15 protein-coding genes and 1 pseudogene are annotated in these 20,076 nt (G+C 61.2%); 5 read left to right on the top strand and 11 right to left on the bottom strand.

All coding sequences use genetic code 11. The features are described from left to right. The first annotated feature begins 12 nt into the window (after positions 1–12). Positions 13–897 (top strand): formate/nitrite transporter family protein, encoded by an 885-nt coding sequence (locus HND92_RS09965; RefSeq protein ID WP_172206882.1) that lies wholly within the window; start codon positions 13–15, stop codon positions 895–897. A gap of 109 nt (positions 898–1,006) precedes the next feature. Here the strand turns inward: HND92_RS09965 and HND92_RS09960 are convergent. From HND92_RS09960 to HND92_RS09940, 5 genes and pseudogenes are all read right to left on the bottom strand, one after another. Beyond that, positions 1,007–1,462, bottom strand: a pseudogene (locus HND92_RS09960) (LysR substrate-binding domain-containing protein); the annotation flags it as partial. 69 nt (positions 1,463–1,531) lie between these two features. Further along, entirely contained in the window at positions 1,532–4,711 is a 3,180-nt protein-coding gene (locus HND92_RS09955) for a CusA/CzcA family heavy metal efflux RND transporter (RefSeq protein WP_172206881.1), read from the bottom strand. Positions 4,712–4,727: 16 nt separating this feature from the next. After that, positions 4,728–6,326 (bottom strand): efflux RND transporter periplasmic adaptor subunit, encoded by a 1,599-nt coding sequence (locus HND92_RS09950; protein ID WP_305792970.1) that lies wholly within the window; start codon positions 6,324–6,326, stop codon positions 4,728–4,730. Positions 6,327–6,328: 2 nt separating this feature from the next. Continuing rightward, positions 6,329–7,678 carry a TolC family protein gene (locus HND92_RS09945; RefSeq protein WP_172206880.1) on the bottom strand — a complete coding sequence of 450 codons (1,350 nt, stop codon included), beginning with the start codon at positions 7,676–7,678 and terminating at the stop codon, positions 6,329–6,331. A gap of 729 nt (positions 7,679–8,407) precedes the next feature. Further along, positions 8,408–8,743, bottom strand: a complete 336-nt coding sequence (locus tag HND92_RS09940; RefSeq protein ID WP_172206879.1) for a DUF4148 domain-containing protein — start codon at positions 8,741–8,743, stop codon at positions 8,408–8,410. A 144-nt stretch (positions 8,744–8,887) separates the two neighbouring features. On the opposite strand from HND92_RS09940, the gene HND92_RS09935 reads away from it, so the two are divergent. Then, positions 8,888–9,574 (top strand): heavy metal response regulator transcription factor, encoded by a 687-nt coding sequence (locus HND92_RS09935; protein WP_172206878.1) that lies wholly within the window; start codon positions 8,888–8,890, stop codon positions 9,572–9,574. Positions 9,575–9,702: 128 nt separating this feature from the next. Continuing rightward, positions 9,703–10,893: a heavy metal sensor histidine kinase gene (locus HND92_RS09930; RefSeq protein WP_172209247.1), complete on the top strand. Its 1,191-nt coding sequence runs from the start codon at positions 9,703–9,705 to the stop codon at positions 10,891–10,893. Between the two features lie 38 nt (positions 10,894–10,931). Here HND92_RS09930 and HND92_RS09925 read toward each other — a convergent pair whose 3' ends face one another. From HND92_RS09925 to HND92_RS09910, 4 genes are all read right to left on the bottom strand, one after another. After that, positions 10,932–11,624, bottom strand: coding sequence for a ZIP family metal transporter (locus HND92_RS09925; protein WP_172206877.1), 693 nt, complete (start codon positions 11,622–11,624; stop codon positions 10,932–10,934). 3 nt (positions 11,625–11,627) lie between these two features. Continuing rightward, a complete protein-coding gene (locus HND92_RS09920) occupies positions 11,628–11,930 on the bottom strand; it encodes a zinc ribbon domain-containing protein (RefSeq protein ID WP_172206876.1) in 303 nt (100 codons plus the stop codon). 22 nt (positions 11,931–11,952) lie between these two features. Further along, on the bottom strand, positions 11,953–14,181 hold the full coding sequence (locus HND92_RS09915; RefSeq protein WP_172206875.1) for a cation-translocating P-type ATPase: 2,229 nt from the start codon (positions 14,179–14,181) through the stop codon (positions 11,953–11,955). 65 nt (positions 14,182–14,246) lie between these two features. Next, the gene (locus HND92_RS09910) at positions 14,247–15,365 is read right to left on the bottom strand and encodes an IS630 family transposase (RefSeq protein ID WP_231403305.1); all 1,119 of its coding nucleotides are present in this window, start codon (positions 15,363–15,365) and stop codon (positions 14,247–14,249) included. An 82-nt stretch (positions 15,366–15,447) separates the two neighbouring features. On the opposite strand from HND92_RS09910, the gene cadR (HND92_RS09905) reads away from it, so the two are divergent. Next, positions 15,448–15,903, top strand: a complete 456-nt coding sequence (gene cadR, locus HND92_RS09905; protein WP_172206874.1) for a Cd(II)/Pb(II)-responsive transcriptional regulator — start codon at positions 15,448–15,450, stop codon at positions 15,901–15,903. Between the two features lie 159 nt (positions 15,904–16,062). Here cadR (HND92_RS09905) and lspA read toward each other — a convergent pair whose 3' ends face one another. After that, the gene (gene lspA, locus HND92_RS09900; RefSeq protein ID WP_172206873.1) at positions 16,063–17,142 is read right to left on the bottom strand and encodes a signal peptidase II; all 1,080 of its coding nucleotides are present in this window, start codon (positions 17,140–17,142) and stop codon (positions 16,063–16,065) included. Then, positions 17,139–19,538, bottom strand: a complete 2,400-nt coding sequence (locus tag HND92_RS09895) for a heavy metal translocating P-type ATPase (protein WP_172206872.1) — start codon at positions 19,536–19,538, stop codon at positions 17,139–17,141. Before HND92_RS09895 ends, lspA begins: the two co-directional genes overlap by 4 nt. Before the next feature lie 86 nt (positions 19,539–19,624). On the opposite strand from HND92_RS09895, the gene cadR (HND92_RS09890) reads away from it, so the two are divergent. Further along, positions 19,625–20,059 (top strand): Cd(II)/Pb(II)-responsive transcriptional regulator, encoded by a 435-nt coding sequence (cadR, locus tag HND92_RS09890; RefSeq protein WP_172206871.1) that lies wholly within the window; start codon positions 19,625–19,627, stop codon positions 20,057–20,059. Positions 20,060–20,076: the final 17 nt, after the last annotated feature.

The raw sequence follows: 20,076 nt of genomic DNA, 5'->3' as shown, positions 1-20,076 counted from the left end.
GCATGGTGCTTCATGAGTGCGAATGAACGTTTATCTGAAGGCGTTGCCACGCCTGCGCCGTCGGCCCAGTATCTGGATGCCAAACGGACCATTCAGGAGATGGCAATGTCCAGCGGGCGCCACTTGCTGGATGCTCCCGTCATGCGCCTCTGCGTGATGGCTGTGTACGCTGGAATGCTGATCGCCGCCGGTGCATTGTTCTCTGTGCTGCTCTCCGCGGGGGTGGAGACGCAAGGTCCACGCCGGCTGCTCGAAGGTCTCGGCTTCACAGCCGGGTTCTGTTTCGTGATTCTGTCTCAGGCCGAGCTATTCACCGAAATCAATGTCGTCATGCCGGTGACCCTGCTTCACTACTCGAAATGGAGCCTTGTGGGGAAGGCGACGCGATTTTGGGCACTGGCTTTTGTCGGCAATCTTGTCGGCGCAATGGTGATTGGTTATCTCGTGGCTACTGTGCAGCACTATCCGCCGGAAATCGCTTCGCGCCTCGCGGAAATTGTCTCGACCAAGATGGCCTATCGCGAAATCGGTGGCGTCACCGGATGGCTTCAAGTCGTCCTGTCCGGAATGCTGGCGAACTGGCTGGTAGGCCTGGCAGCGTTCTTCGCCACCATGGGGCGCACCATCCTCGACAAGTTCATCCCGTTGTTCCTGGCGGTGTCACTCTTTGTCGCCGCGGGCTTTCAGCACAGTCCGGCGAACATGGCGTACTTTTCATTGGCTGCGGGGGCGGGTATGGGACCGACATGGAGCGCCGCACTGGGCTGGAGCATTGTCCCGGCGGCCATCGGAAATCTCCTCGGTGGCCTATTGTTTGTTGTCCTGCCGCTATGGATTGCTTTTGGCTCGAAACACAGCGCCATGATTGAAGGCGATAATTCTGGGGCCAAGTCATGAGCGCGGATGCCCACAAGCCACAAACCGTTGATGCAGTTGGAAGCGGCGTCAGGGAACGTAGACTGTTCAGGGCGAAGGTATCGCTGCGGCCCATTTGGAGCGCATTTTCGGCCACCTCTGCCGCGCCCAAGGCCAGCCCGGCGGAAACCAGGACCAACATCACATCAACGGTCGCCACGTACTGCGCGATCAGTGGCTCCTGCCCACACGTGCGAAGGAAGCGATCGATCTGGCACGCATGACCTTCGCAGATGGCGGGGTCGCCCAGCGTCAGGGGATAGCGCAGCACTTCCTTCGTCGGAACCTGCTTGAAGGCGAGCACGGGATGGCGGGCAGGCACCGCCATCATCAATTCATCCTCCCAAGCAGGAGTGACCACGATGCCATCGCCTGCATCTTCGGCCCTCGAAAACCCGGCGTCGTACAGGTCGTCGTGCAGTCCCTTGTCCAGTTCCTTGATGGTGCGGGACAGAAGCGACTGGTCGATGTGCAGCCGCTCGGCAATGCGGGCGAAGTGGAGTTCTTCGGCGACGGCCAGAAAACATCGGAGGTGACGCAATTCCATGAGTCAATGTCCTTATGAGACTCGATCGTGCTCGCTGTGGGGCCGCGGCAGCGCCAACCGCTGTTTCTTTCAAGTGGCGGCGTTCTCATGCACTGGCTCTGCAGTGACGTCCTCTTCTTGCTCATCTGGGCGATGAGCCAGCCGATACAGAATTGGCAACACGAGCAGCGTCAGTACGGTGGACGACAAGATGCCGCCGATAACCACGGTGGCCAGAGGCCGTTGGACTTCCGCGCCCGTTCCCGTGGCGATGGCCATCGGGATGAAGCCCAGCGACGCCACCAAGGCCGTCATCAACACGGGGCGCAAGCGGGTCAGCGCGCCCTCGCGGATGGCTGCGTCCAGCGGCGTTCCGCCCTCTCGCAGGCTGCGGATGTAGGAAATCATCACCAGGCCATTGAGCACGGCAACGCCCGATAGCGCGATGAAGCCCACGGCGGCCGAGATGGACATGGGAATGTCGCGCAGCCACAGCGCCAGGATGCCGCCGGTCAGTGCGAACGGAATGCCGGTAAAAACCAGCAAGCCATCCTTGACATTGCCGAACATGGCAAACAGCAGCACGAAGACCAGCAGCAGCGACACCGGAACGACGATCTGCAAGCGCTGGGTGGCGGATTGCAGGTTCTCGAAAGTGCCGCCCCAGCTCGTCCAGTAGCCTGTGGGAATCTTGACCTGCGCCAGCGCAGCCTCGGCGTCGGCCACGAAGGAGCCGACGTCGCGGCCACGCACGTTGGCGCTCACCACGATGCGGCGCTTGCCGTTTTCCCGGCTGACCTGGTTGGGGCCGGGTGCCAGCTCGAAGCTCGCCACCTCGGCCAGTTGGATGAAGTTGGTTCGTCCTTCGCCGCCACCTGTGCCGCGTGGCAACGGAATCGGCAGGCGCTTCATGCTTTCCAGGTCGTTGCGCAGGGACTCCGGCAGCCGAACCAGGATGTCAAATCGACGGTCCCCTTCAAACAGCGTACCGGCCTCGCGCCCGCCGATGGCCGTGGCCACTGCATCTTGGATGTCGGCCACGTTCAGCCCGTAGCGCGCGGACTTCTGACGATCAATGTTGACCGTGAGCATCGGCAATCCTGTGGTCTGTTCAACTTTGACCTCAGACGCACCGGGGATCTTCTGCAACATGGACGAGACTTCTTCGGCTGTCTTGTTCAATACGTCCATGTCGTCGCCGAAGATCTTCACCGCCACATCGCTGCGAACCCCTGATATGAGTTCGTTGAACCGCAGTTGGATCGGCTGGGAGAACTCGTAGTTGTTGCCCGGTATCTTGCCCACCACCTCCTGCACGGCGGCCAGCAATTCGTCGCGTGACTTGCGCGGCTCGGGCCATTCAGACATGGGCTTGAGCATGATGTAGCCGTCGGAAATGTTCGGCGGCATGGGGTCGGAGGCGATTTCCGCCGTGCCGGTGCGCGCGAAAACGCGGTCGATCTCGGGGAACTGGGCCTTCAGCGTGGCTTCCAGTTGCTGCTGCATTGCCACCGATTGCGTCAGACTGGTACCTGGAATGCGCAACGCCTGGATGGCGAAGTCGCCTTCGTTCAGACTGGGCACGAACTCGCTGCCCATGCGGGTGGCGATCAAACCGCACAGCACCACCGCCACGGCGGCTGCCGCCAGCATCACTGCTTTGGCCGCCATCACGCGATCCAGCAGCGGGCCATACCAGCGCTTGGCCTGCACGACCAGGAAGTTTTCCGTCTCGCTGACCCGATTGCCAATGAACAGGGCGACCGCCGCCGGAATGAAGGTCACCGACAGGATCATGGCCCCCACCAGCGCGGCCACCACCGTGAACGCCATCGGGTGGAACATCTTCCCTTCCACACCCGTCAGGGCAAAGATGGGCAGGTAGACCACCATGATGATGAGCTGCCCGAACAGCAGCGCGCGGCGCGATTCCTTGGACGCCAGGAACACCTCGTGAAAGCGCTCCGCCCGCGTCAAGGGCCTGCCCTGGTGCGCCTGCGCATGGGCCAGTCGGCGCACGCAGTTCTCGACGATCACCACCGCCCCGTCGATGATGATGCCGAAGTCCAGCGCCCCCAGGCTCATCAGGTTGGCGCTCACCTTGTAATGCACCATGCCGGTGAAGGTGAACAGCATCGACAAGGGAATCACCGTCGCCGTGATGATGGCGGCACGGATGTTGCCCAGGAACAGAAACAGGATCACGATCACCAGAATCGCGCCTTCCAACAAGTTCTTCTTGACCGTGCTGATGGCTTTGTCCACCAAAACAGTACGGTCGTAGACGGTCACCGCATGGACCCCCTCAGGCAGGCTGCGGTTGATCTCCACCATCTTCTTGTCGACGGCTTGCGAAACCGTTCGGCTGTTTTGGCCAATCAGCATGAAGACCGTGCCCAGCACCACTTCGCGGCCGTTGTCTGTGGCTGCGCCGGTGCGCAGTTCGCGCCCCAGCCCCACGTCAGCCACGTCGCGCACCCGGATTGGCACGCCGCCCGCGCTGCTGAGGATGACATTGCCAATGTCCTCCAGCGTCTTGACTTGCCCAGGTGCCCGGACCAGGTACTGTTCGCCGCGCTTTTCGATGTAACCCGCACCCACGTTGCCGTTGTTTCGATCCAGCGCCGTCACGATGTCCTGTAGGGTGACGCCCAGCGAGGCCAGTCGCTCGGGTATCGGCGAGATTTGGTATTCCTTGGCATAGCCGCCAATCGAGTTGATCTCCGTCACGCCGGGCACGTTGCGCAACTGCGGCTTGATGATCCAGTCCTGAATCTCGCGCAGGTCGGTGGCCGTGTAGGGCATCCCATCAGGTTTCTTGGCGCCGTCCTTGGCCTCGACCGTCCACAGGTAAATCTCGCCCAGGCCGGTGGAGATTGGCCCCAGCGCAGGCGTGATGCCGGAAGGCAGTTTTTCCCGCGCCTCCTGGATGCGTTCATTGACCAACTGGCGCGCGAAGTAGATGTCGGTGCCGTCCTTGAAGATCACGGTCACTTGCGACAGTCCATAGCGCGACAGGGAACGGGTCTGCTCCAGGTTGGGCAGGCCCGCCATCACGGTTTCAATCGGGTAGGTCACCCGTTGCTCGGTCTCCAGCGGTGAATATCCTGGCGCTTGGGTATTGATCTGTACCTGGACGTTGGTGATGTCCGGTACGGCATCGATGGGGAGCTTTTGGTAGTTGAACACGCCGACGGCAGCCATACCGATGACTGCCAGCAACACCAACCATCGGTGCTCGATGGCTGCGCGAATGAGTTTTTCAAACATGTGCGTTGCTCCGGCATCAATGGGTGTGTTCGGCAGAGGCTTTGCCAAGCTCTGACTTCACGACAAAACTGCCAGCCGACGCATACGGAGCCCCCGCCTTCAGCCCTTGAACCACCTCGACGCGCTTGCCATCACTACGGCCCAACTGCACGGGCTGGGCAATGAAGCCACCATTCACTTTCAAAAACACGACGGGCTTGTCGCCCACGGTCTGAATGGCATCACCGGCCACCGTCACGGGCACGTCGGCCTCAGATGAGGTCACTTCCACGTTGACAAACAGTCCGGGACGCCAAGCGCCTTGGGGGTTGGACAAGACCACGCGGGCCTTGGCCATGCGGGTTTGTTCGCCAATCAGCGCGCCAACAAAGGTGATGGTGCCTTGCGCGCTGGCATCGAATGCCGTTGCCTTGATGGTGACCTTTTCGCCGACCCTGACCAGTGGCAAGTCCTTGGCGGGTATGTTGATTTCAGCCCAGACCTGTCCCAGATCGGACACGGTGAACACGGCGGCGTCTTCCTTGACGGCCTCACCCAGGCTGAGATGCTTTTCAATCACCAGGCCATCGAACGGGGCGCGCAACTCAAAGCGATTCAGCCCTCCCGAAGATCCCGCGCTCAACCCCAAGGCCGACAGCTTCTGCTGAGCATTGGCCACAGCGACTTGCGCCTCGTTTAACGCCTGCCCTGCTTGTAGGTAGTCCTGCTCGGCGGAAATTTTCTGCTCCCAGAGCCGCTTTTCACGCTCGAACGTGGTCTTAGCCAAGGCCAGACGCTTTTGTGCTGTCTGCAACTCGCTGCGCTGCTCAGACGCAGCCGGGCTGGCAATGACTGCGAGAACCTGTCCCTTCTTGACTGCTTGACCCAGACTGGCCTGAACGCTCTCGACCACTCCTGCAATGCGTGGGACAACGTGCGACGTCCGGTCTTCGTTCAAGCGAATTTCCCCGGGCAATTGCAAGGCTGACTTGATTCGTGCCGCGCCAGCCGTGTCGATGCTAATGGATGCCGCTTTGATTTGTGCATCACTGAGTTCGACTTTCCCCTCCTCTTGGTTGAGGACAAACATGAAGGGTTCGTTGGCTGTCTGGGCAACGATGCTGATCTCGAACGCGTGCGGCTCCGGCACGACCTCGCGGCTCAGCAGGCTGTCCTTGTCAGGCGCGAAGTTGAGCGCCTGCTTCTCGCCGGTCAAGCGCGTGACGGTGGCGCTGACCTTTGCAGTGTTGCTGGCAAGTGGTTTGCCCTTGTCATAGAGCCAGATTCGCAAACGAGGCTCACCGCCTTCCTCCGCGAGCAACGCCTCCAATCCGAAATCCCCTTCATTGAACAGTTTGCCGCCATGCACCCCCTTGCTCGGCCCTTCGTGGTGCTCACCGTCCGCATGGCCCTTGTCGTGGTCGTGCTGGTCACCACTTGCCTTGTCGTGATGCTCACCATCACTGTGCGCCTTGGACTCAACGTGGCTGCCGTGACCGTGGCCATCACCTTCGGCTGTCTTGGTTGCTTTGCCGCCGAGAATGGCGCTGCCCAGTACGACGCCCGTCGCAGCGATCACGGCGATGGCGATCAACTGCTTCTTGCTGACGCTCAGTTTGTTCGTGTCGATTTTCATGTTTATTCCTTGTTCGCTGGCGGGGTGGCACTTGCGGCGGATTCGCCGAGCACTCGGTCAATGTCCGCCGCTGCGCGATGCGCTTCAGCCAGTGCTTTGAGGTATTGGGATTGGGCGGCGAAGTAGGTGCGCTGTGCGTCCAGCACTTCCAGGAAGTTGAACTTGCCGTTTTCAAACCCGACGGTGGCCGCGTCGTAGGCGCTCTTGGCCCCAGGCAACACCTCCCGCTGCAACACGTCGATTTCTCCGCGAACCGACGCCAGCCGCTCGCGGGCTTGCAGAACCTCCGTGTCAAGGCGCACATTCAACGCTTGGAGTTCGTCCCGCGCCTTGTCTTCACGCTTCAACGCCTCCAGCAAGTTGCCCTGATTGCGATCAAACAAAGGCAGCGGCACGGAAACGCCGAGCATCAATTGATTGCGCTGAAGCTCGTTCGGGCGTTTCACGCCCAGGCTGACCGTGATGTCGGGGGTTTGCTTGCTGCGCTCCACATCGGCCAGCGACCTACGGCGTTCGACCTCCAATTGCGCCCGGCGCAGTGCCGACGAGGCCGACAGGCGCTGCTGAATGTCATCCAAAGAAGGGATAACCGGAAGATCGTCCACGCTGCCTGCCACCTGGGTAAATCGCGGTGGATTGGCTCCCAGTAAGCTCGCCAAACGCGCCCGCGCACTGCGTTGCTCGCTCTGGGCCTGCGCCAGTTCAACCCGTACTCCCGCCTCGGCCACCCGAGCCTTGGTTTCTTCGACTGGAGAAACCTTGCCCGCCGCCACGCGTTTGGCAACAGCATCGGTGGCTCGTCTTGCCAGATCGGCGCTGGCTTGGGCCAGTGCTGCGCGTTCCTGTGCCGCCAAAGTCTCGAAGAAGGCCGCGACTACGGCGGCGCGAACTTCGACGCGGCGCACGTTCAGTTCTTCGGCTGCAATGTCGCGTCCTCGCTCTGCCGCCGTGATACGGGCAGCGCGCTTGCCACCCATTTCGATGGGCAGATTGATCTGCACGCTTTGTGTGCGGGTCTGCGCCCGCTGGTCTTCCAGTAAGTACGCCAGTTCTGGATTTGGGCGAGCTTGCCCCTGGATCACCTGACCTTGCGTCGCCTCGATTTCCCGCCTTGCGATAGCCAGATCTAGATTGCCATCCAGGGCTAGCGCGATGGCCTTTTGCAGCGTCAGGAGTGCCGCCGCCTCGGCTTGCAAGCCGCTGTTGACGGTGTCTTGTGCTGCTGGCAGCGCCTGAGCGAAAGCCGCCCCTGCGGTGAGCGCAATGAGCAAGCCTGTCGCAGCCGCAACTTTTGAGGCGCAGTGGACGGAGACTGACTCCCGTCGTTTGTGATTGTGATGACCCTTTAACATCCGATTCTCCAGTGATATTCAAATACACGAGGGAATCGGCGGAGAGCGATCGAAACGATCGCCTGCTACGTCGTCACGTCAGCCGCACGAAGTCGGCTGGATACGGTCACGCGCCATGCATGACCGTATTGGTGGCGACGAAGGGAAAGGAACGCGCTCCCCGCCGATCAGGCGAGGGCACGCCATCGAGGGCGGTCGAGGCGTTCGAAAGGGGGCGATGTGAGATGCGTCCCGTGATCTGCTGTATGCAGAGACGATTCGGCCAGCGACGCAACCGTGACTACCCCAGGCAAGGCCGACAAGCATCCGGCGTGGCAGGAGGCGCAATCAGGATCGCCGCCAATGGTCTTGGTTGGATCGGGGGATGCGTCCTTGCCGTCCGCAGTTTTATGCTGATGGTCATGGTGACCGATGTGCTTGGCTGCGGCACCGGTTTCGTGTCGGCAATAGCCTGCTACCGCCGCCCAGCTGAGCTGCAGCGGCATGAACACCAACAGAAAAATTACCAGCCATTTACGCACAGGGCAAACAGTGTAGCAGCTACGGGCTTTAATCTGCCACTCCTTCACCACTTGGGTTTGTCTCAGAGCCCTGTGTGCGTAGCGTGCCTCCACACGGGTTCATCCGGAATCAAATCAGGGCCGCTTCTGTATTCGACGAGGTGTGGCCGCTTTGACGAACCGAGGCGGCACGGGGGCACGGCAGCGCAGGGTACTGGCGGCAGCAGTGTCAACCGCCGGAATACAGTTCCAGTCGCGCACGCTGTGCTTCCGGTGCTTCGCTACGCATCTCATCGACAACCTGCTGGCGCGTCTTCGGCGCTTCGGAACTCTTGATGGGCACCGGCAGTCCACGCTGCATCAACGCAAGCGTACCGTCCTTGCGAGCTGTCTGGACCTCGGCCATCACCTGTTCGCGGGTCTTGGTGCTCTTGAAGTGATCGGGGTGGTACGTGAAGCCCTGTTCCGTGGGTGCGGCATGCCAGAGCGAATTGGCCTGGGCCGCCATCGGCAGGGCCGTAGCCAGGACGACAATCTTCAGGGTGACAAGATGGGTCAGTTTCATTGCATAGTCCTTTCCAGTGTGATTTGCAAAAAATCGATATACCCGAAGGCATGAGCACAATGTAAGAACCAGCACCGAACAGGAGTAAAACGTGCAGATGACAATTTGGACAGGTTGCGAGAGGCCGTGGAAGGAACGGTACGCATGAAGCTGCTGATCGTGGAAGACGAAGCCAAGATCGCGGACTATCTTCGCAAGGGGCTCGCTGAAGAAGGCTACGTGATCGACGTGGCGGCCAACGGCATCGATGGCCTCCACATGGCCTCGCACGGCAATCACGACCTGATCGTTCTCGACGCCATGCTGCCGGGCATCGATGGCTTCGGCTTGCTGGCTGCGCTGCGGCAGAGCAAGCAGACGCCGGTGATCATGTTGACGGCCCGCCACCGCATCGAAGACCGGGTGCGCGGACTGAAGACGGGAGCGGACGATTACCTCGTCAAGCCATTTGCCTTTTCCGAACTGGTGGCCCGCATCGAGGTGCTGCTGCGCCGCGCTGCTGGTACTGCACCCGCACCCGATGCGCTGGTGCTGGGTCTGGGGGACTTGCAAATGGACCTGGCGAGGCGGCGCGCCACTCGGGCCGGCCAGCGCATCGACCTGTCGGCCAAGGAGTTCCAGTTGCTGACGCTGCTTCTGCGTCGCAAGGGCGAGGTTCTGTCGCGCACCGAGATCGCCGAGCAGGTGTGGGACGTGAACTTCGACCACGGCACAAACGTGATCGACGTCGCTGTGCGTCGGCTGCGGAACAAGCTCGACCTGCCCTTCGAGCGTCCGCTGCTGCACACGGTCCGTGGCATGGGCTACGTGCTCGAAGATCGTCAGCCGTGAGACCGAGGCTTGCCGGATCGCTGGGACGGCGGCTGGCCCGCTGGCTCGCCCTTCTCACGCTAGTGGGGCTCGCCTTGACCTGCCTGGGGGTCTATACCGTCACCGCGCTGAGCTTCAAGGACCGGCAGATGGACACGCTGCGGCAGAAGCAGATCCAGGTGAACCATCTCATTACCGAGTCGGGAGAACTGGACGGCGGCACGCTTGCACACAAGCTCGACGACGGCATGGTCGGCCGGCAGGACATGAAGGTGATCCTGACCAGCGCCGACGGCAACATTCTCTATGCCAGTTCGGCAATTCCAATTGATTCCCGCACGATCGACCTGCGATTCGAGGCCACGACCGGCACCACCCCCGTCCAGGCGGTGCTGAGCCTTGACGTCAGCGAGGACGATCGTGTGCTCGAACGCTTGGCCCGCACTCTGGTCGCGGCTGCGCTCGCCGGAGCGGTGGTGATTGCTGCTGGCGGATTCACGCTGGTGCAAATCGGGCTGCGTCCCGTACGCGATCTCTCGGCACAAATCCAGGCACTGGAGGCCGATACCCTGCATCGGCTTTTGGATGGCTCCGCCCAACCCGACGAACTGGTTCCGCTGGTGGCCCATGTCAACGAGCTGCTGAAACGTCTGCACAAAGCCTATGAACAACTGGAAGCATTCAATGCCGATGTTGCGCACGAACTGTTCACGCCGTTGGCGACCCTGATGGTGAGCACCGAGGTCGCTTTGCGCAAGGCACGCGATGCCGACGCGCTACGGGATGTGTTGGGTTCGCATCTCGAAGACCTCCAGCGCATGTCGATGATCGTGCAGGACATGCTCTTCCTGTCGCAAGCCGACCGTGGAGCTGAAGCCCGCCGCGAGCACGTCGGCAGCCTGGCCGGCGTTGTGCGCGCGGTGGTGGATCTGCACGAGGCGGCCATCGAGGAAGCCGGTCTTCAGGTCCGTATCGACGGCGATGCCACATGCACGGCCGACGTGCGCTTGCTACAGCGCGCGCTATCCAACCTAATCGGCAACGCAACCCGGCACGCACATTTGCACAGCACCGTCTTCGTGCAGATCCATCGGCTGGACGGCGAGGTAGCCCTGCGGGTGTTGAACCAAGGCCACACCATTGCTGCCGAACATCTGCCACATCTATTCAACCGCTTCTATCGGGCGGATGCAGCGCGGTCGGACGCCGCCCGCAATCATGGACTGGGCTTGGCCATCGTGGCCGCCATCGCCCGCATGCACGGAGGGCGGATCATGGCCGAGTCGAGCGATGGCGTCACGTCCATCGGGCTCGCGGTGCCTGACTTCCACACACAATAGTTACAACTGATTGAGCACCACCAACAGGCTGGCCTCCACTAACCAATTGCTTCCTCCAGCAGGAGAAGCGCCAGAAAGCCGGCAAAGAATATCGCCGTCACCCATGGGCGATCTGGCGTCTCGTGCGCTTCAATCAACAGTTCTTCGGTCACGAGGTAGAGCAGTGCTATCAGACCAAACGCGAAGAAGCCGGTCAGAGCGGGACTGGGTAACAAGGCCACCGGCGCTCCGAGCAAAGCCCCGATCGGTAGCAAAAACACGAGGGCGGCCGTGATTCCAACGACCTTGGCACGGGAGCGAACGCTCTCGCCGAGTTCCGTCGCCACCGTCAAGCCAAGGAACAGCACTTCGATGGTCAGGGCGATGGTCAGCAGCAGGCCGACTTTCGGGCCAGCCGCAAACCCAATGCCGAGTACCAAGCCATCTATCAGGATGTCGACGCCGATCGCTGTCAAGAGACCGGCTGGCCCTTTCGCCCACGTTTTCAACTGCTTCACCAGTAGCATGGTGGCGACGCCGATCGCACCGCCGATCAGCGTTGCCCAAGGCGAACCCTGGTGCATGATGTCGGGCAGGATTTCGCCAGCCGCCGCTGCGAACACGACGCCAGCGGCAAAGTGCTGAATCGCGCTGACAAGTGTTGGCCCTGGGCGCGCGTTCACCGCGACCGTGGCGCCGATGATGGCGGCCGCTGCCGGGATCAAGGTGTAAAGCCAGGCCGAGATCGCCATGCCTCAGATCACCGCGTTGCCACACTGAGCACAGAATTTCGCGCCGGTCGGAATGACGCTACTGCACTTCGTGCATGAAGCCGGCACCAGCGATGTCCCGCACTGGCTGCAAAAGCGAGAGCCTTGCGGATTGATCGCTTTACATTGCGAGCATGGGATGCCGCTGACCGAAGGCGCTGGATTGCGTCCCCAGTCGTGACCGCTCGGACTGCCGTGGCCGTGGCTATTTCCATGCCCGTGAGAGCTGCCATGCCCCCCGCCGTGATCGCCGCCATGCCCGCCAAGAATTCGATCCCAGATTCCCATTTTCAATACTCCAGACTTCGGTTTACTGGTCCGCCCGCTTCCCGAGCAGCCGCAATCCGTTGAACACCACCAGCAAACTCGCCCCCATGTCGGCGAACACGGCCATCCACATAGTGGCATTGTCGAAGATGGCCAGCAGCAGGAATACCAGCTTGATGCCCAGCGCGAGACTGATGTTTTGCCAAAGTACGGCGTGGGTGCGCTTGGAGAGTCGTATCGTTTCCGGCAGACGACGCAGGTCATCGTTCATGACGACGACATCGGCGGCCTCCATCGCAATGTGGGTCCCTGCAGCGCCCATGGCAAAGCCAATGTCAGCCTTGGCAAGAGCGGGCGCGTCATTGATGCCGTCGCCAGTCATCGCCGTGATGCCCACGCGCTGCTGAAGTTCGCCGATGGCCTGCAACTTGTCTTCGGGTAGCAGGTTGCCACGCACCTCGGCTATGCCCGCCTGGGAGCCAACCGTGCGCGCGGTTGCGACGTTGTCCCCTGTGAGCATGACTGGTGTCACGCCCAGCGACTTCAGGTCGGCTACGGCCTGCGCGGAGGATGGCTTGATGGTGTCCGCCACCGCACAGATCGCCATGACACGCTCGCTGTTGGCAAGAAGCGTGACGGTGCGGCCAGCTTGTTCATGCACTGCAAGGCGGGCTTCGAGTTCAGCCGAGCATTGCCCCCGCTCTTCGATCCAACGGTGGTTGGCCAGCGCGTAGGGGTGATCGCCGATCACCCCTTGCACGCCGCGCCCTGCAACGGCTTGAAACTCTCCCACCTCTTGATCGGCGGTTGACAGCCCCTCTGCGATGGCTTTGGAAACCGGGTGATCCGAGCGACCGGCAAGACTTTTCGCAAGCCCCTCCAGAGCCCATTGATCGAGACTTGAGTCCACAGGCTCGAAGGCCACCAGTTTTGGCTTGCCTTCGGTGATGGTGCCGGTCTTGTCCAATGCCACAGCTTTGATCTTGCGCGCATCCTCCAGGTAAACGCCGCCTTTGATCAAGATCCCCCGCCTTGCCCCAGCCGCCAAGCCGCTGACGACCGTGACAGGTGTGGAAATGACCAAGGCGCAGGGGCAGGCGATGACCAGCAGCACCAGGGCCTTGTAGACGGCCTGCATCCAGCTCAAGTCCGCGATCCACGGCGCTAACAACGCAACTGCCACTGCCAAAATGAAAACTGCGGGTGTGTAGATGGCGGCGAACCGATCCACGAAACGCTGGGTTGGCGCACGGGATGACTGCGCCTGCTCGACGGCGTGGATGATGCGCGCCAGGGTGCTGTCCGAAGCGGGCGCGGTGACTCGGATTTCCAGTGCTGCAGACTGGTTGATGGTGCCTGCATAGACTTCGTCGCCTGGGGCCTTGTCTACCGGCAGGCTTTCCCCTGTCACAGCAGACTGGTCGATGGCACTCTGGCCGAGCGCCACGATGCCATCCAGAGGAACGCGCTCTCCTGGGCGGATGCGCACTATCGCGTCGACAGCGACCGCTTTGACGCCGAAGCGCATCCAGCTGCCATCCCCTTGGCGCACCTCGGCTTGCTCCGGTGCGAGAGCCAGCAAGCTCTTGATGGCGTTCCGCGCCCGATCTACAGCCCGCGCCTCGATGGCTTCTGCGATGGCATACAAGGCCATCACCATGGCGGCTTCTGGCCACTGGCCTATCAAGAAGGCGCCTGTCACGGCCACAGTCATCAGGGCATTGATGTTCAAGCGGCCCTGTCGCAGCGCGGAAAGACCTTTGCCGTAGACCGAGAAGCCCGCCAGTGCGATGGCCACTGCGGCCAGCGCCATCCCCAGCGCTCTTGCTGGCCAACTATCCGGAAAGGCGAATGCCAAGCTTTCAGCCGCCAATGCCAAGCCTAAGGCACCAATCAATTTGCCCCATGCAATCCAGAAGCCTGTTGGCGAGGCAGCGGTAGCTCCCTCCGATTGATCTTCCACGCCGAGTGGCTCCGGTTTGAAGCCCGCCTTGCGAATCGCATCCAGTGCCTGCAGCAAAGCGCGGTCATCGGCTGCGATGGCCAACTCGCGATCTCCCAAGTTGAACTGCAAGCCACGAATGCCTGCCAGGCCGTCCAGCGCTTGACGGATTTCTGACTCTTCCGAAGCGCAGTCCATGTTCGCGATCCGAAATCGCTGTGGCGCGGCAGTCGCCGCACTAGACGCCGCCGGCTCACTCACGACTGGCGGTGCAGCGCAGCCACTTCCACAGCCAGTGTCAACTTTTTGGCGTTGGCGAGCAGGGTTCATGATCTTCTCCTTGTCGGATGGATTAGAAACCCTGTAGCCACTGCAGTGTCAAGTGCCTACAATAACTAGTGTAGTGTTGCATTCTGTTTGGAACTTAATCGGCTATTGGCGCGGATGACCTTTTGCAGGATGTCGCGAGCGTTCTTGGTCCAGATGAACGGCTTGGGGTTGGTGTTGTGATGCGCGATGTACTCATCGATGGCCGAGACGAGTTCGGGCACGCTGGTGAACACCCCGCGGCGTAGCCGGTTCTCGGAGATGTCGCGAAAGAAGCGCTCGACCATGTTCAGCCACGATGCCGAGGTCGGCGTGAAGTGCATGTTGAATCTGGGGTGCTTGGCCAGCCACTCCTGCACAGCTGGATGCTTGTGCGTGGCGTAGTTGTCGGCGATCAGATGCAGCGTCTTGTCCTTGGGCGTCTCCCGATTGATTTGACGCAGGAACTTCAGCCACTCGATGTGGGTGTGGCGCTGCTGGCACTGGCCGATGACCTGACCGTTGAGCACGTTGAGCGCAGCGAACAAGGTGGTTGTGCCGTTGCGCTTGTAGTCGTGCGTCATGGTGGCCGCGCGCCCCTTCTTGAGCGGCAGCCCGGGCTGCGTTCGGTCCAGCGCCTGCACCTGGCTCTTTTCGTCGCAGCACAGCACCAGCGCATGCTCGGGCGGCGACATGTAAAGCCCCACGATGTCTTCGAGCTTTTGCACGAACTGCGGATCGCGCGAGACCTTGAAGCCGCGCACGATGTGAGGCTTGAGACCGTGGGCCTGCCAATGGCGCATCACGGTGCTGGCGCTGACGCCCAACTCAGCGGCCATCGTGCGCGTGCTCCAGTGCGTGGCCGCCTCGGGCTTGGTCTGTGTGGTTAGCTTCACAAGCTTGGCCACATCCACCTTCACCGGCGGTGCGCCGCGCGGCAAGTCGCGCTCGATACCTTGCAGCCCCAATTGCAGGTAGCGTTCACGCCAGCGCGCCACCTGCACGCGCCCAATGCCAAGCTGCTCGGCAATATCCTTGTTTTGCAGCCCCTGCGCGGCCAGCAGCACGATCTGGGCGCGCTGGGCCAATCTGACGCTGGTGCGCTTGGAGCGCGCCAGCCGGCTCAGCTCGCTTTCCTCTTCATCCGTCAACACAATCGTCGGGGCAACTCGCAATTTTTCACTCCAATGCAAACCGTAGTAGAGCATTGGAGCGTGGTTGCTCAATTAAGTTTCATTAAGAATCAAACACTACACTAGGAAATAACCCGCCACCGCTAAAGGTGAAGATATGAAAATCGGCGAACTGGCCAAGGCCACTCACACCCAGGTCGAGACGATCCGGTATTACGAACGCGAAGGATTGTTGCCAGAAACGCCACGTACAGAAGGTAATTACCGCGTGTACGGCAGCGAACATGTTGAGCGACTGTCCTTCATTCGGCACTGCCGAGGGCTGGACATGACGCTGGGCGAAATCCGAATGTTGCTTCTCTTCAAGGACTCGCCTCACGAGAACTGCGCCCAGGTGAACGACCTGCTCGACGAGCACATCGGCCATGTGGCCACCCGCATCAAGGAGTTGAAGGCGCTGGAACGACAGCTCAAAACCTTGCGGGAAAACTGCCGTGAATCCCAGCAGGCCAGCCAATGCGGCATCCTGACTGAGTTGTCCACGGCGTCGCGCCATGCTCACGGGTCAACGGCTCGACGCGGCCATGTTCATGGGGCACACGGCCTCAAGTGACTGCGCCAAGAGCACTTCAAATTGGCGCTTAAAGTAAGCATTTACCAAGGGTGGTGCGCCAGCTATAGGTCACTTCGATTTCATCAATTCAGACAGACTCATGCTTGCCGCGATCACGCTTTTCGCCGATACAACCAGTTCCTCCGAAAAATCCAACTCTCATTGGTATCCAGGGTCTGACGCAACAGGCTTGCCTTGATGCATCGCAGCAGCAAGCAAGCAGGCCACGCCAAATGAGATCGCAACGTCAGCCAAATTGAAAGCCGGCCAATGCGCTCCCCGCCAATGGAAATCTATGAAGTCGACTACAGCCCCTCGCAACAGTCGGTCCACTGCATTACCCAACGCCCCACCCAAGATCAGGCAATAACCAACGCCTTCCCATTTCGAAACTCCCTGACGCAACAGGCGGATCAGCCAGAGCGAGACTCCCAGTGCTAGCGCGGAAAAACCGAAGCGTGCCCAGTCGCCAGCACCAGCCAGCAGGCTGAAAGCAGCCCCGTTGTTCCTGAAATGGACGAGATTGAAGAAAGGGGTTACAGCGACTTGATCGCCGTAACCGAAAAGGAGCGAGACGACGGCCTTTGTGAATTGATCGCCAAGTAGCACTGCTGCAGCCAAGCTGTACCAGATGCCGGGTGCATGGAGCCCCGCCAACCTCCTGGTACCTGGCAGCATCGTCAACAGCGAGCCCGCAAACACTAGGCTACCGGAGGCAATCACCCAGCCGGCCAGCACATCAGCGGGAAAGTGCATGCCTGCAGCAATGCGCGACCAGCCGACGAGAACGACATAGGCGCCTAACGCCAGGCGCAGGCGAATACTGGCCAGCGGCCACAATGCCCCGGCTACGAGTGCGGCGTAGGTGGAATGACCGCTCGGCAGGCTATAGTGCTTCTCCACTGTGCCAAGCACGTGATCCAACTGGCCAAATACCGCCGCCGGTCGCGGAAAATCGAGCCAGAGCTTCAAGATGGAGGCGATCGCAAACGCGATGCCGAAGCCGATCACGAATTGGAGAAGCTGCCGCCGAATCGCCAAGGCGCGCCCCGCCACCACCGTTGATCTTGACCATGCCCACAGTGCGAACATAACCAAGGGCGCAGTCCAGTAGTTGCCCAGGACGTTGCTGAAGAGCCAAGCCAGCGGCATCAAAATCAGCGGCGTGCCCTCGTTGATGAACTGAAACAGGGCGCCATTCAAGCCACCCCAATCGTAGAGAACGAACTTCCAGCTCATCGGCGCAGGAGCCTCAAACCGTTGCCGACCACCAGTAGGCTGGCCCCCATGTCGGCAAACACCGCCATCCACATCGTGGCCTGCCCTGTGAAAGTCAGGATGAGGAATACCGCCTTGATGCCCAGCGCGAGGGCGATGTTCTGCTTCAAGATGCTGGCTGTTGCACGGGACAGCCGCACAAACGTTGGCAGCTTGCGCAGGTCGTCATCCATCAGCGCAACGTCGGCGGTTTCGATGGCGGTATCGGTTCCCGCCGCCCCCATTGCAAAGCCGATGTCCGCACGCGCGAGCGCCGGCGCGTCGTTGATGCCGTCGCCCACCATGCCGGTTTTCCCGTCTGCCGACAGTTGCTCCACCTCGCGCAGCTTGTCCTCGGGCAGCAGGTTGCCCCGGCTGCGGTCAATGCCGACCTGGCTGGCAATGGCCGTGGCGGTGTGCGGGTTGTCACCGGTCAGCATGATCGCTTTGATTCCAAGGCTGTGCAGTTCTGCAATGGCTTGGCGGCTGCTGTCCTTCACGGTGTCAGCCACTGCGAACAGCGCCCGCACCCCGTCCTGACCGATCAACATCACCACGGTCTTGCCTTCGGATTCAAGCGCGGACACCCGCGATTCCAGCGTAGGCGAACACATGCCCAGTTCCTCGACCAGGCGGTGGTTGCCCAGGTGATAGGTCTGACCGTCGATGCTGCCACGGACTCCGCGCCCAGGTAGTGCCGCAAAATCGGCTACATCGCGCGGTGCCAATCCATCGTTCACTGCTGCACGTGCCACCGCCAAGGACACTGGGTGATCCGAACGGGCGGCGAGGCTTGCGGCCAGCAATCTGGAAGCATCTGGATCGGTGTTGCCCCATGCCGCGAAATCAGTCTGCGCTGGCTTGCCGTGCGTGATCGTGCCCGTTTTGTCCAGGGCCAGCCATTTGAGATTGCGACCCTCTTCCAGATAGACGCCACCTTTGATCAGGATGCCGCGCCGTGCGGTCGCAGCTAGACCGCTGACAATGGTCACCGGGGTGGAGATCACCAGAGCGCAAGGACAAGCGATGACCAGCAGAACCAGTGCCTTGTAGATCCAGTCCAGCCACGGCTGGCCGAACACCAGCGGGGGCAGGAACGCTATTACGAGGGCGACGGCAAATACGATTGGCGTGTACAACCGCGCAAATTGATCGACGAAGCGCTGTGTCGGCGCGCGGCTTCCCTGGGCCGCTTCGACGGCATGGATGATGCGGGCCAATGTCGAGGCGCTGGCGGCCGCGGTGACGCGGAACTCCAACGAACCCTCCCCATTGATCGTGCCAGCGAACACGGGATCGCCTTCAGCCTTGTCGACCGGAAGGCTCTCGCCAGTGATCGGTGCTTGGTTGACGGTGGAGCGGCCCTCGACGACCTTACCGTCGAGGGCGATGCGTTCACCAGGTTTGACGCGAACACGGCTGCAGACGGGCACGGTCTTGGCGTTCATTTCAGCCCAACTACCGTCTGCTTGCTGGACTAGTGCCGTATCCGGGGCGAGATCCATCAAACCACGGATGGCGTTGCGGGCCCGATCCAGGGACTTGGCCTCGATCACTTCGGCCAGTGCAAACAGCACCATCACCATGGCCGCCTCGGGCCAATGGCCTATGAGCATGGCGCCGGTGACCGCAATGGACATCAGCGCGTTCATGTTCAGGTTCCGGTTCCTGAGCGCAATCCAGCCCTTTTTATAAGTCGTGAGGCCGCCAGTGAGGATGGCCACCAAGGCCAGCGCGACCACGGCCCAGTGGTTGCCGCCGTTGAGCCAGTACACGACCTCGGCCAGCATTGCGGCTACGCCTGACACCACGAGCGGCCACCAGTTTGTGCGTGCGGGCGCTTGTGCCTCGCCCGCCAAAGGGGCTGAGGCCGTGAGCACCTCGGCATCGAAGCCGAGTGATTTCAGAGCCGCAAGCACATGGGGAAATGCGTCGGGTGTGTGCCCGACTTGCAGGCTTCGCTGGACGAGGTTGAACTCAAGATTCGCAACGCCCGGCACGCCGGCGAGCTTGCCGCGAATCAGCGCCTCCTCGGTGGGGCAGTCCATTTGCTGGATGGACAACACGGTACTTTGCTGGGCTGCCTCCTCGTCCATCCGAACCGCTCGCATCCCAATGGCCGACAGCGCCTCTTCAATAGGGCGCAGCGAGGCAAGTTGGTAGCTGACGCCCAGCGTTCTCTGCACCAGGTTGAATTCGAGGCTGCCCACGCCCGGCACTTTCCCGAGCTTGTCGCGGATCAGCGCTTCCTCGGTCGGGCAATCCATGTTCTCGATGCGGTAGCGCACCTGCGGCAACGCTGCATCGACCGCACTCGGTTTCGGGCTGGGCATTGCAACGGCAGCGCAGCCGCATCCCTTGGAGCCACATTCGCTCATGGCAATTCCTCTTGCATAGATCTGAAGTTGATGATTTAACACTCTATAGTTACTATAGAGTCAAGTCATTTACCCCAATCCGCGCCATGAACCTCCAGATCGGCGAACTTGCCAAGCGCACTGCCTGCCCGGTGGTGACGATCCGCTATTACGAGCGAGAGGGGCTGCTGCCGCAGGCTCGCCGCAGCCAGGGGAACTTCCGCTTGTACGGAGAGGCGCATGTGGAACGCTTGCAGTTCATACTTCGCTGCCGCTCGCTCGACATGCCATTGAGCGACGTGCGGACTTTGTTGAGCTACCGGGACCGACCTGCGCAGGATTGCGGTGAGGTCAACCTGCTTCTGGATGAGCGCATCCGGGAGGTGAAATCACGGATCGATGCGCTGCGCGAACTGGAACACCAGTTGGCCGACTTGCGCGATGCGTGCTCCGGCGCCAGACCTGTCGAAGCGTGCGGAATTCTGCAAGGACTATCGGGATGCGCGTGTGATGCGCGGGGAGCCATCGCTCCCGTCGAGTGACAAATGGGTGGGCTGAT

The organism is Diaphorobacter sp. JS3050, assembly GCF_013154915.1.
GTDB lineage: Bacteria > Pseudomonadota > Gammaproteobacteria > Burkholderiales > Burkholderiaceae_C > Diaphorobacter > Diaphorobacter nitroreducens.
This window is presented reverse-complemented; position numbering and strand designations above follow the sequence as displayed.

Bases quoted from the DNA above. Each gene is read 5' to 3' on its own strand.
- HND92_RS09945 (WP_172206880.1), bottom strand. From the start codon at position 7,678: ATGTTAAAGGGTCATCACAATCACAAACGACGGGAGTCAGTCTCCGTC.
- HND92_RS09920 (WP_172206876.1), bottom strand. From the start codon at position 11,930: ATGGGAATCTGGGATCGAATTCTTGGCGGGCATGGCGGCGATCACGGC.
- HND92_RS09930 (WP_172209247.1), top strand. From the start codon at position 9,703: ATGGACACGCTGCGGCAGAAGCAGATCCAGGTGAACCATCTCATTACC.
- HND92_RS09915 (WP_172206875.1), bottom strand. From the start codon at position 14,181: ATGAACCCTGCTCGCCAACGCCAAAAAGTTGACACTGGCTGTGGAAGT.
- HND92_RS09940 (WP_172206879.1), bottom strand. From the start codon at position 8,743: ATGAAACTGACCCATCTTGTCACCCTGAAGATTGTCGTCCTGGCTACG.
- HND92_RS09955 (WP_172206881.1), bottom strand. From the start codon at position 4,711: ATGTTTGAAAAACTCATTCGCGCAGCCATCGAGCACCGATGGTTGGTG.
- HND92_RS09910 (WP_231403305.1), bottom strand. From the start codon at position 15,365: ATGCTCTACTACGGTTTGCATTGGAGTGAAAAATTGCGAGTTGCCCCG.
- HND92_RS09965 (WP_172206882.1), top strand. From the start codon at position 13: ATGAGTGCGAATGAACGTTTATCTGAAGGCGTTGCCACGCCTGCGCCG.
- cadR (WP_172206874.1), top strand. From the start codon at position 15,448: ATGAAAATCGGCGAACTGGCCAAGGCCACTCACACCCAGGTCGAGACG.
- HND92_RS09935 (WP_172206878.1), top strand. From the start codon at position 8,888: ATGAAGCTGCTGATCGTGGAAGACGAAGCCAAGATCGCGGACTATCTT.
- HND92_RS09895 (WP_172206872.1), bottom strand. From the start codon at position 19,538: ATGAGCGAATGTGGCTCCAAGGGATGCGGCTGCGCTGCCGTTGCAATG.
- HND92_RS09925 (WP_172206877.1), bottom strand. From the start codon at position 11,624: ATGGCGATCTCGGCCTGGCTTTACACCTTGATCCCGGCAGCGGCCGCC.
- cadR (WP_172206871.1), top strand. From the start codon at position 19,625: ATGAACCTCCAGATCGGCGAACTTGCCAAGCGCACTGCCTGCCCGGTG.
- HND92_RS09950 (WP_305792970.1), bottom strand. From the start codon at position 6,326: ATGAAAATCGACACGAACAAACTGAGCGTCAGCAAGAAGCAGTTGATC.
- lspA (WP_172206873.1), bottom strand. From the start codon at position 17,142: ATGAGCTGGAAGTTCGTTCTCTACGATTGGGGTGGCTTGAATGGCGCC.